This window comes from Vibrio sp. 1401, assembly GCF_033340295.1.
On sequence record NZ_JAWOWF010000002.1, the window covers coordinates 68,593 to 80,296 of the forward strand.

Genomic DNA, 11,704 nt, shown 5'->3' on the forward strand with positions numbered 1-11,704 from the left:
TGGCTGAACGCCAACCTTCGAGATTTAATGACGATTCGTCACAATAGTGCGATAAAAAAGCCAACCATAACGTCAGATTGGCCTTTCCAGTTTATTAGCGATTCACTGACTCTAAATAAGCAAGCTCTTCACTAAATAACTCCTGCTCCACTCGACGCCAGGTTTTACGGTAGTCCCATTCTGTAGATAAAGGCGACCAACCTAAACCATCAAGTAACATATTCGCGTTGTGCAGTACTGAGAATGGGTCCTGAATTCGCTGAATACATCGACTGTTCGATGCATTTTGCGCCAAAGCGTTTGAACCGAATGCAATAGACCAGTTGGCGAATACAATAGCATCAGAACCAATTGCGGGAGAAAACTTAAGATCACCACATTCTACCGCATTGTTCACCAGCGCATCAGCACCATCTATTACTTGTTCTTCCAAGTTATTCAGTTCATTCACACGTTTAGGCGAAGCCTTCTCTAGAACCCAAGGCGTCTTTGCAACAATCGCACAGGTTGATAGTACTGGCTCCATACGAGCGTAAATACGATAACCTACATGCATCGCAATGATTTTTTCTCTGGTATTGCCATTAAATTTGGCGGTACGTTCGAAAAATATTGCTTCGCTTTTCAGCGAATGAATACAAAGCGCAAGAATCACATCTTCTTTGCTGCAAAAATGATTGTAGATCGTCCCTTTAGAATAAGGGCTTGACGCTGTAAGCTTGTCCATCGTTAAGTTGGCAAAGCCTTGCTCTTGAACTAGTGACTTAGCCAATTGAATAAGCTCTATCTCACGATCAGCAATCGCCTGTTGCTTTTTTGTTAGCCCTGAAGACACACGACATCCGTCTTGCTTGCTATATTTTTTACAGCGAAAGTTAAACATAATCCTTTGATCCGTATACCAACACACTCCCAATAATTGTAACACGATTCTTTAATACAGGAACGCAACTAAAGTTGACGAACCGTCATAAATGACACTTCGTCATAATAGATCAAAAAACAAACATTTCAAGCATGGATTTATAATTAGAAGATAAATAGCTACCAATTATGCATACCCAAGTAGCTACAGGATGCTTGGTTCAACGAGAATGGTTTCTTTGTAGAGGAAGCGAGAGAGGCTTTGGGAGGAACAACGAAGGAAATCAGCATGTTAAAAATAACGAAAGTAGATGCTGAACAGGTATTATTCGAAATAAGCCCAAAACACTTTAAGTCTGAATTGAGAGCAAACACCGCTGAATGCCCTACTTACAAAGTATTTGCTGTCTTAGGCTTTTTCTTTTGCAACGCCCTTTCAGAAACTCTCTTCAAAAAAGGCTCAAAATCTATATAGATAGGCTTGGCTTATCACCTGCAGCTGCGATGGCATAACGAATATCATCAATAAATCGCCCCTCTGTCTCAATAATGCCGTCAGAGAATGTGACTGGCTGATGTGGCCCAGCAAGTAGAACGATATTAGTAAAATCAGAGACATTAAAGTTCTCTGCTACAACATTTTTGGAATGAAAATCGATGACGGTCTTTGCGACTTGATCTTCCAGTAACAAAAGCTGTTCTTCGGTAATTTTCATACGCGCCAAAGCAACGCGAACACACTTATCGTGGGTAGTCGTCTGCTCTTTTATGATTTCGGTATATTTGTCGTTGAGCTTGGAGTTCTCTGCATAGCTATAATATAAAGGTCCGTGCAGCGTTATATTTTTATCTTCATCAACGTAAACGAGATCCAACAACTCTAATGCTTTTAAGTAATCGGACATGCTCTGCTCAGACAAGTCATACTTTTTCTTTAAAATAGAATAGCCGTCTTTACCTCGTAACATTCTCAATTCACGATAAAAGTCGTAAAGGTGAGGGAATTGAAAGAATACTTCATCCTGTGTGCGACTAAAGTAATCCTCGTCTTCACCTTGCAATTGATTTGCGAGCTTTTGTAGTTCATCTAACGTGCAATCAACCGCTCTACAATATTCCAGCAACTTATCTAAAGCGAGATTCGTGCTTGTAAGATGTCTCTTAAAGGTAGATAGTGGCATACCCATTTTCTCAGATAGCTCTCGATATGTTAGCCCTTTTGTTTTAATCGCTTGGCGTAATGCGGCTAGCAAGTATTCGGGAGTCAGATCTCTCATCTACAATTCCTTTTGGCAATGTTACAGCTGTATAGTATTTGTAACAATTTAGAACCGCTTGGCAAGGTATAAGTTCATATTTTTATAAGAAAAACATGAATTAATATACTGAAAAGAGAATTCACACAACAAATGAAAAATTCAATATGAATTCAATTTCATTATAGATATAAAATAATATGCAAAATAAAAGTGAAGCAATTACTCTAAATCATCGTGATTAATTTTAATAGTAACGTAAAGTTGAGAATATAAACCTATTCTCTCTACAAAAATCTAGAATAATTAACCTAAAAGGAACAGAACGGTAAATGCATAATAATTCACCGCTCTCTATTAGCATTTTTGCAATGCTATTCAAGTAGACTAGTCCGCTAGTTTCACTGCAGTACCAAATGCCAAAATTTCCGAAGAACCATCTACGATTGAGCTTGTGGTAAATCGAATCCCTACTATTGCATCGGCACCTTTAGATTCAGCGTCCGCCACCATGCGCTGTATAGCAATATCACGCGCGTCGGTCATCATTTCCGTGTAACCACGAATTTCGCCGCCAACAATGCTCTTGATACCCGCCATGAGGTCACGGCCAATATGTTTTGATTGAACAACATTACCAGTTACAACCCCTCTGATTTCAGAGATCTGCTTGCCAGGAATGCTTTCGGTCGTTGTGTAGATCATTTTTAATCCCTTATAAACGTAAAAATTTATACCCAAGCTACCTTATAACTAACATAAGATGCTAACCAATAAATTGAGAAGACTGATAAACAATACTCTAAATAGCCAAGCTAAAAGTCATTTGGGTATAAATTTTAGCAATAAAAAAGGAGAGCTAATGCTCTCCTTCTCTTAATCCTAAACTGCTAATTAAAGAGCAGCTTTCGCTTTTTCAACTAGAACTGCAAATGCAGCTTTGTCGAATACTGCGATGTCCGCAAGGATCTTACGGTCGATCTCGATAGATGCTTTCTTCAGACCGTTGATGAAACGGCTGTAAGATAGACCATTTTGACGAGATGCCGCATTGATACGTGCAATCCATAGTTGACGGAATTGACGTTTCTTAGCGCGACGGTCACGGTAAGCGTATTGACCAGCTTTAGTAACTGCTTGGAAAGCTACGCGGTAAACACGTGAACGCGCACCGTAGTAACCTTTAGCTTGTTTTAGAACTTTCTTATGACGTGCACGAGCTTGTACACCACGTTTTACGCGAGGCATTATGCTTCTCCTAAACTAAACGATTGATAACTAAAAAGAATTAAGCGTATGGCAACATACGGATTACTGCAGCCACTTCACATTTTGGAAGGATTGCATTCGGACGTAGTTGACGCTTGTTCTTAGTAGTACGCTTAGTCAGGATGTGACGTTTTGTAGCGTGCTTGTACTTAATACCACCAGCAGTTTTCTTAAAACGCTTAGCAGCACCTTTGTTGGTTTTCATCTTAGGCATGATGAATAACTCCGCATTGAGTAGGTTTAATAAACAACGTAATTAGGGCGAACAAAACCCAGCCATATGCCTTTATATAAAGGAAAGCGGCTAGGTTTTAATTACTTGATGAGCCGTTAATTACTTCTTTTTAGGGGCTAGCACCATGATCATCTGGCGACCTTCAATCTTCTTAGGGAAAGATTCAACTACAGCAATTTCTGCAGTATCTTCCTTAAGACGATTTAGAACGTCAACACCGATGTCTTGGTGTGCCATCTCTCGGCCACGGAAGCGAATTGTTACTTTCACTTTGTTGCCTTCTTCAAGGAAACGCGTCAGGTTGCGTAGTTTTACCTGATAGTCTCCAATATCAGTTCCAGGACGGAATTTTACTTCCTTGATCTGGACCTGCTTTTGCTTCTTCTTCTGCTCTTTAGCAGTTTTGCTCTTCTCGAAGAGGAACTTACCATAGTCCATCACACGACAAACAGGTGGCTCGGCGTTAGGACTGATCTCAACGAGATCCATACCAGCTTCTTCAGCAGCTGCAATGGCTTCTTGAATCGATACAACACCAACTGATTCACCGTCAGCGCCTGTTAGTCGAACTTCACGAATACCACGAATTTCACCGTTGATACGGTGCGGGTTTTGTTTTACCGGCTGTTGGCCACGTCTTCCGCCTTTAATAGCTTATTCCTCCAGATTGAGCTTACGGCTAGAGATCTCGTCTTGGATGTATGCAATAAAATCATCCACTTTAAATTTACCAAGATCTTTACCTTTACGAGTACGCACTGCAATTTCGCCAGCTTCCATTTCTTGGTCACCAACAACAAGCATATACGGTACACGCTTCAAAGTATGTTCGCGGATTTTAAAGCCAATCTTCTCATTTCTCAAGTCCGCTTTAGCTCTAATTCCACTTTTTTGTAGTTTTTGTACTATTTCTTGAACATAACCTGACTGTTTATCAGTAATGTTCATAAGAACTGCTTGTTCTGGCGCCAACCAAGTTGGGAAGAAACCAGCATATTCTTCGATAAGGATACCGATGAAGCGCTCTAGTGAACCTAGAATCGCACGGTGAATCATTACCGGTACAAGACGTTCATTGTTTTCACCTACATAAGTTGCACCTAAGCGACCTGGTAGGTTGAAGTCTAGCTGGACAGTACCACACTGCCACGCACGGTCTAGACAATCGTATAGTGTGAATTCAATCTTAGGACCGTAGAACGCACCCTCGCCTTCTTGAATTTCGTATGGGATATCCATCGATTCAAGAGACTGCTTCAATGCTTCTTCAGATTGATCCCAGATTTCATCTGAACCTACACGTTTCTCTGGACGAGTAGACAGTTTCACTACGATGTTGTCGAAACCAAATGTTTGGTACGTATCGTACACCATCTTGATACAGTTTGTTACTTCTTCTTGAATTTGGCTCTCAGTACAGAAAATGTGAGCGTCATCCTGAGTAAAGCCACGTACACGCATAATACCGTGTAGTGCACCAGATGGTTCGTTACGGTGACATGAGCCAAACTCAGCCATACGTAGCGGTAGGTCGCGGTACGATTTTAGACCTTGGTTGAAGATCTGTACGTGACCTGGACAGTTCATTGGCTTAATCGCGTATTCACGGTTCTCAGAAGAAGTTGTGAACATTGCATCAGCGTATTTGTCCCAGTGCCCAGAGCGTTCCCAAAGAACACGGTCCATCATAAGTGGACCTTTCACTTCTTGGTAACCGTACTCATCTAGCTTAGCGCGGATGAATACTTCTAGATCACGGAAGATAGACCAACCATTGTGATGCCAGAACACCATACCCGGTGCTTCTTGCTGCATGTGGAATAGGTCTAGTTGCTTACCAATCTTACGGTGATCACGCTTCGCCGCTTCTTCTAGGCGAGTTAGGTGCGCTTTCAGTGCTTTCTTGTCGTGGAAAGCCGTACCGTAGATACGTTGAAGCATTTTGTTGTCGCTGTTACCACGCCAGTAAGCACCTGCAACATTCAGCAAAGTGAAGTGTTGACAGAAGCTCATGTTAGGAACGTGAGGACCACGACACATGTCGATGTATTCTTCATGGTGGTAAAGGCCTGGACGATCATCACGAGATACGTTTTCGTTTAGGATTTCCACTTTGTATGGTTCGCCACGTGATTCAAACGTATCACGCGCTTCCTGCCAGCTTACTTTTTTCTTAACCACTTCGTACTTGGTTTTCGCTAGCTCTTTCATACGCTTTTCAATCTTTTCAAGATCTTCTTGCGTTAGAGATTCGTCTAAGTCGATATCGTAGTAGAAGCCATTGTCGATGGTTGGACCGATCGCCATTTTAGCTTGAGGGTAAAGCTGCTTAAGAGCGTGACCAAGAAGGTGAGCACAAGAGTGACGAACGATTTCTAGACCGTCTACTTCATCTTTAACTGTGATGATTTCAAGGCTTGCGTCTTCTTCAATTAGATCACACGCATCAACGCGGTTACCGTTTACACGACCAGCGATAGTTGCTTTTGCAAGACCAGGACCGATCGATTGCGCAACTTCCATAGTAGAAACTGGGTTGTCAAATTGACGCTGACTGCCGTCAGGAAGAGTAATAATAGGCATGCTATGTCCTTTACAGTGGTGTTGCACACCAAGCAACACATGTTATTCAAATTAGAAGCTATTTGTTGAAAATAGTTGAGAGTCAATAAAGGCCTCTCGGTAACACGAATACCGGACCGTTATCGAAAATGGGATTGTACCTAGCTCACAATTAGAATGCAAAGCGCGATTTTGTTTTGTCATAAGAACTTAACCGCAGACCCGTCACGACAATCTGATCATGCTTTTTAAGAGACCGCATAACTTGTAAACGGAATTGCCCCCCAATGAACTTACACAACAAATTACAATATCGCCTATTACGTTTGAACCGATACAAAGCTTAACACGCTTGGCGAGAGCTCAACGTGCGATTTAGGTATATAGTTGTTTTATAGAGTAGTTTGTATGTAGGTATTCATCATGGTCTATTTCAAATCGCGCTTTATGGTGCTTCTAAGCACCTCGATATGTTCTTTGCAAGCCTTCGCATCAAATGACTTATATGGCCCGCTGCGTTCTTACGCACAATCCCCAATGCAAGTGGTTAGTCACACCAACATACTGCGTTCAGGACATAGTCTGCCCTATGGTTTTGTCGAAGCCTATGGTTCGGGAACCGTGGCAAGTGTTTGGGCTCATACTGATGAATACGCACTGGATTATTACCACAATCAAATCGAATTAGGCAGCAAATGGCAAGTCAGCAACCGTTGGCAGTGGGAGCTCAACTATCGATGGGTCTTTGCCGCTGACAACCATTTAGATGGACTGACGAAAAGCTTCCATAAACTTTTCGGTATCGGACAAAATGGGCGGGATAAAGTAGACAGAGATCGTTTTTACATTTCAATGCCGCAATATAATGTGCTTGAAGATGATTTCGAAGGACAAACACTAGCCAATAACCTATCTACTTACTTACAGTATCAAGTGTTCCAAAATGAACATCACGGCCTATCGATTGGCGGCAGTTTGTATTTTAACGATGTGGCTCACGGTACTTTTCAAGGTAGCAGTTTCGAGCAAGGCTTCCAATTAAACTACAGCTACTTAAGTGATGCTCATGCATTTTATTCGATGATTGGCATGACTTTTCGCTCGGATGACCGTGCCTTGCTCGATCTGCCCTATCGACATAATACGATTGCCATTGCGGGTGGGTACCGTTATGCCTTAGAAGATAACCATCACCTGATGTTGGAATATCATTGGTATCAAGGCTCAACAGAAGGGCCCACAGAGTTTGCTGATGCCTCTAATGAACTGGTATTAGGCTATCGATATCTAATGGAAAATTCAGCGCTTGAGTTTTTAGCCGTAGAGAACGCAAGAAATATGGATAACAGTACCGATATCGCTTTCACAATAGGATATCGGTACATATTTTCATCAAGTTGATGAGAGCTATAGATTTAGCGTTGGTGCAACTGCGGCAGCGACTTGAGCATCGGTTGCATTGATCGGCAACGTAAACGAGCGATATTGGTCACCAGCCAAGCTGAGCGAACGGTCAATCTCTGCCAAACAATGCATGGCCTGCCCTTCCAGAATAAAAGAGAGCTCAATTTCTTTTGATGAGATAAAGCCGCTGTTACGGAACTCTAGCTCTTGATAAATACCAGAGCGAGAGGCAAACGAGCCACCGCGCAAAAAGCCTTTTTCAACATCGGCTTTAACCATAGTGAAGCCAGCTTGCTCGATCGCTTGAATAACCCGAGATGCTACTGGTAGTGGTTTCACTTCAATATAGTCACGGTCACGCGGGTCAATCGCAAAATCAATATCTAACGTCGTCTCGACCCAAACATGACATTGATTCTTAAGTGCGCTAACCGCAGTAATTGGCGTTTCATCATGCAGTTTTAGCTCAAACGGAACCTGCTTTTCTTCATTAGGTTGAATCACAAAAGGGTCAACTGCTTTCAATTGATCAATAGTGAAGGTTTGGTAACTTACGCTATCATCCACTTCGACTTTCATTTCCGTGTTCAATTTAATCGTAATAGCATCAATTTGTTGTTCGACGTCTCCGCCTTTGATATGAACATGCCCTTTCAGCGTCGCTCCTTGAAACACGCTCATTTCGTCCAAAATGGTATCTACTTTTGCAGAGCCGATCCCCAGTGATGCTTTCAATTTTTTAAACATACTTTTCCTTTTTTAGCGATTTTTCTTCTAATAATCGTTTGTTTACACAATTGTTTTCTGCTGTGCAAGCAATAGACCACAAGAAAATGTTTGAATTCAATCATCAATACAAATAATACTCAGCAGCAAGAACCATTCAGATCTTCAATAGGATTGCTCGGTCACTAAGCGGTACATTCGTCGAGAAATGTTTGCAATTTGTACCTAAATTAAGCAGTATTTGTATAGTCAAATAAAGGGAAATCATTATGTCTGCACCACTCTACATTCAAATTAAACAATTTATCCTGGAAAAAATTGATGCTGGAGAGTGGGTAGTTGGTCATCGCATCGCCACCGAGATTGAGCTTACCGAGCAATTTGGTGTCAGTAGAATGACAGTGAACAAAGCAATTCGGGATTTAGTAAATGAGGGCCGATTACAACGTCGCCCACGCTTAGGCACGTTCGTGTGTGATCCTGGTGAAAAGTCAGAATCTCCCCTGCTAGACATTCGAAACATTGCCGAAGAAGTCAGCGATAGAGGGCGAAAGTATGGCAGTAAAGTGCTCAAACAGATTGCTATAAAAGCAGATGACAACATTGCGACAAAACTCGGCGTTATGCTAGGCACGACAGTGTTTTACAGTGAAATTATTCACTATGAAGACCAAACGCCGATTCAATTGGAGCTCCGCTGGGTGAATAGCCAATATGCCCCGAGTTATTTAAATCAAGACTTCACACAAATCACTCCAAATCAATACCTGTCAGATAATTGCCCACTCAGCGCGATAGAACATACTGTAGAGGCAATTGTGCCTGAAAGCCGTATTAAGCAAGACTTAAAAATGCAAGCCAATGAACCTTGCCTTCTCTTGAATCGCAGAACGTGGAGCCAAGATAAGTTAGTCAGTACCGCCCTACTTTATCACCCTGGTAACAAATATAAGCTGAGCTCAAAAGTGCTCATTTAAGGACAAGATTTGTCCTCTAGATCTACGTTTTGATCACATTTTAGCAACATCAATCTTGTCAGTGTTCTTATTTTGCTCTATTTATTTGTATATACATTTAATGATACAAATAAACACAGGGACACAAACATGGATTTGCTGATTGAAAACGTACGTCTAGTTACCATGCAATCGGGAGAATGCGGATACCTTCCAACGCCTCCAGCGCGCATTGGTATTCAATCTGGAAAAATCGTTGCGATCAGTACTTGTGCCATTGGTGAAGACGCACCGCAAACCGAGTCTCTGCTGTCTGCCCAACATTACGCTCAGAGTATCGACCTTCAAGGCAAGTTAGTTCTGCCAGGTTTGATCGACTGCCACACTCATCTTATTTACGCGGGCAATCGTGCCAACGAATTTGAAATGCGCTTAAACGGCGTGCCATATCAAGAAATTTCCAAACAAGGCGGTGGGATACTTTCAACGGTGCATGCGACGCGTTCAGCAACCGAAGCGCAATTAGTTGAGTTAGCGTTGCCACGTTTAGACGGGCTACTCGCGAGCGGCGTCACTTCTGTCGAAGTGAAATCAGGCTACGGATTGACACTGAATGATGAAGTAAAAATGCTCCGTGCAGCCAAAAGGCTTGAACAAGAGCGCAAAGTTAAAATCACGACTACACTTCTCGCCGCTCACACCATTCCGCCAGAGTTCCAAGGTCGTGCAGATGATTATATTGAGCACATTTGTCAGGACATAATCCCTGTTGTCGCAAAGGAAGAATTAGCTACGAGTGTCGATGTTTTTTGTGAATCGATTGGTTTCAATCTTGAACAAACAGAAAAAGTGTTTGTAGCTGCAAAACGCCACGGCTTAAAGGTTAAAGGGCATACTGAGCAACTTTCTAATCTCGGTGGTACAGCCCTCACTGCGCAATACAACGGTCTGTCAGCGGATCACATCGAGTTTTTAGATGAGCAAGGTGTTAAAGCACTTGCTCGATCAAACACCGTCTCCACTCTATTGCCTGGCGCTTTTTATTTTCTAAGAGAGACTCAGTTACCACCGATTGAGTTATTGAGAGAGCATAACGTGCCGATGGCAATTGCTACGGACGTCAACCCAGGTACATCACCATTTTCTGATCTCACACTCATGCTGAATATGGCGTGCACACTATTTCGCCTTACACCGCAAGAAGCACTGCGTGGTGTAACGCAACATGCAGCCAAAGCTCTGGGTTATCAAAACTCACGTGGCGAAATCAAAGTAGGGTTTGATGCGGACTTCTCTATCTGGGATATCGAAAGCCCTGCGGATTTAAGCTATCAAGTCGGAGCAAAACGTCTGGTAGGTCGTATAGTAAATGGTGAATACATTTCACACGGAGGCCAATAATATGTCTCAATTCGACCTACACTCTCCCCTATTTCATTGGCAAGGCCGTCATGATGCCGAGGACGGCAAGCTTGGTCAGCGAATTCATCACGTTGTTCAACGCCAAAAAGCAGATGAGTTGAGTGCCGTTGCGCATGGCGTCTCATTACTCGGTTTTGCTACCGACGCTGGCGTTGCGAGAAACAAAGGACGCATTGGCGCGAAAAAAGCGCCAGACTTAATCCGACGAGCACTCGCTAATTTAGCATGGCACCAAGACGCCCCACTATATGACTTAGGTACTGTGGTGTGTGAAGACGACTTACTGGAGGAGAGCCAAGCTCTATGTGCAGCAACCATTTCAAGCGCACTGCCCCATACGCCAGTCATCGTGCTGGGTGGTGGGCATGAGATTGCGTGGGCCTCGTTTTCCGGCTTAGCGGAATATTTTAAAGCGCACCATCCAGAGAAGAAGCCTAAAATCGGCATTATCAATTTCGATGCGCATTTCGATTTGCGCGCATTCGAGAGTAACCTCGTCGACATAAGACCGAGCTCTGGTACACCCTTCAACCAAATTCATCATTTTTGTCAACGTAACGATTGGGACTTTCATTACGCTTGTATTGGTGTAAGCCGCAGTAGCAACACTAAAGCGCTATTTGAAAAAGCAGATGCGTTAAATGTTTGGTATGTAGAGGACAATCAGCTCTGCTACTTAAACCACAGTTATCACTTAACTCAGCTTCAGCATTTTATTGACGACTGTGACTACCTCTATTTGACCATTGATCTGGATGTATTTCCTGCCGCAACCGCACCTGGAGTCAGCGCACCAGCAGCTCGGGGAGTGAGTTACGACACTATTGCACCCTTTTTAGATCGAATTCTTCATTACAAAAATAAGTTAATGCTGGCTGATATCGCCGAATACAACCCAAATTATGACGTCGATAGTCAAACAGCACGATTAGCTGCCCGTTTGTGTTGGGATATCGCCAACGCAATGGCGGAAAAACAGCACAAACCATAATGCATCCCAGATGCCACTG

Annotated in this window: 13 protein-coding genes; 5 read left to right on the top strand and 8 right to left on the bottom strand. The window is 42.7% G+C overall.

Annotated features, from left to right (window positions below):
* Positions 1-94: 94 nt before the first annotated feature.
* Entirely contained in the window at positions 95-883 is a 789-nt protein-coding gene (locus tag R7Z77_RS01625; protein WP_005377913.1) for a TetR/AcrR family transcriptional regulator, read from the bottom strand.
* 270 nt (positions 884-1,153) lie between these two features.
* Here R7Z77_RS01625 and R7Z77_RS01630 point away from each other — a divergent pair, with 270 nt between their 5' ends.
* A complete protein-coding gene (locus R7Z77_RS01630; protein ID WP_005377915.1) occupies positions 1,154-1,339 on the top strand; it encodes a hypothetical protein in 186 nt (61 codons plus the stop codon).
* Here the strand turns inward: R7Z77_RS01630 and R7Z77_RS01635 are convergent.
* The 6 genes from R7Z77_RS01635 to thrS all read right to left on the bottom strand — a co-directional run bounded on the left by R7Z77_RS01635 (position 1,332) and on the right by thrS (position 6,207).
* A complete protein-coding gene (locus R7Z77_RS01635; protein WP_005385480.1) occupies positions 1,332-2,141 on the bottom strand; it encodes a helix-turn-helix domain-containing protein in 810 nt (269 codons plus the stop codon). The two genes, R7Z77_RS01630 and R7Z77_RS01635, sit on opposite strands and share 8 nt — an antisense overlap.
* Positions 2,142-2,507: 366 nt before the next feature.
* Positions 2,508-2,825, bottom strand: coding sequence for a heavy metal-binding domain-containing protein (locus tag R7Z77_RS01640; protein WP_005377919.1), 318 nt, complete (start codon positions 2,823-2,825; stop codon positions 2,508-2,510).
* A 189-nt stretch (positions 2,826-3,014) separates the two neighbouring features.
* Positions 3,015-3,368 carry a 50S ribosomal protein L20 gene (rplT, locus tag R7Z77_RS01645; protein ID WP_004727974.1) on the bottom strand — a complete coding sequence of 118 codons (354 nt, stop codon included), beginning with the start codon at positions 3,366-3,368 and terminating at the stop codon, positions 3,015-3,017.
* Positions 3,369-3,408: 40 nt separating this feature from the next.
* Complete coding sequence (gene rpmI, locus R7Z77_RS01650) at positions 3,409-3,603, bottom strand: 50S ribosomal protein L35 (protein ID WP_005377932.1); 195 nt, start codon at positions 3,601-3,603, stop codon at positions 3,409-3,411.
* 120 nt (positions 3,604-3,723) lie between these two features.
* The gene (infC, locus tag R7Z77_RS01655) at positions 3,724-4,275 is read right to left on the bottom strand and encodes a translation initiation factor IF-3 (RefSeq protein WP_080276913.1); all 552 of its coding nucleotides are present in this window, start codon (positions 4,273-4,275) and stop codon (positions 3,724-3,726) included.
* Positions 4,276-4,278: 3 nt separating this feature from the next.
* On the bottom strand, positions 4,279-6,207 hold the full coding sequence (gene thrS, locus R7Z77_RS01660) for a threonine--tRNA ligase (protein ID WP_213967392.1): 1,929 nt from the start codon (positions 6,205-6,207) through the stop codon (positions 4,279-4,281).
* 402 nt (positions 6,208-6,609) lie between these two features.
* Here thrS and R7Z77_RS01665 point away from each other — a divergent pair, with 402 nt between their 5' ends.
* Positions 6,610-7,587, top strand: a complete 978-nt coding sequence (locus R7Z77_RS01665; protein WP_213967391.1) for a DUF3187 family protein — start codon at positions 6,610-6,612, stop codon at positions 7,585-7,587.
* Between the two features lie 6 nt (positions 7,588-7,593).
* On the opposite strand, the gene R7Z77_RS01670 is transcribed toward R7Z77_RS01665, so the two are convergent.
* Positions 7,594-8,337: a sporulation protein gene (locus tag R7Z77_RS01670; protein WP_213967390.1), complete on the bottom strand. Its 744-nt coding sequence runs from the start codon at positions 8,335-8,337 to the stop codon at positions 7,594-7,596.
* Between the two features lie 248 nt (positions 8,338-8,585).
* On the opposite strand from R7Z77_RS01670, the gene hutC reads away from it, so the two are divergent.
* From hutC to hutG, 3 genes are all read left to right on the top strand, one after another.
* On the top strand, positions 8,586-9,293 hold the full coding sequence (gene hutC, locus R7Z77_RS01675; RefSeq protein ID WP_213895498.1) for a histidine utilization repressor: 708 nt from the start codon (positions 8,586-8,588) through the stop codon (positions 9,291-9,293).
* 129 nt (positions 9,294-9,422) lie between these two features.
* Positions 9,423-10,673: an imidazolonepropionase gene (gene hutI, locus R7Z77_RS01680; RefSeq protein WP_213967389.1), complete on the top strand. Its 1,251-nt coding sequence runs from the start codon at positions 9,423-9,425 to the stop codon at positions 10,671-10,673.
* A 1-nt stretch (position 10,674) separates the two neighbouring features.
* Positions 10,675-11,685: a formimidoylglutamase gene (gene hutG / locus R7Z77_RS01685; protein ID WP_213892201.1), complete on the top strand. Its 1,011-nt coding sequence runs from the start codon at positions 10,675-10,677 to the stop codon at positions 11,683-11,685.
* Positions 11,686-11,704: the final 19 nt, after the last annotated feature.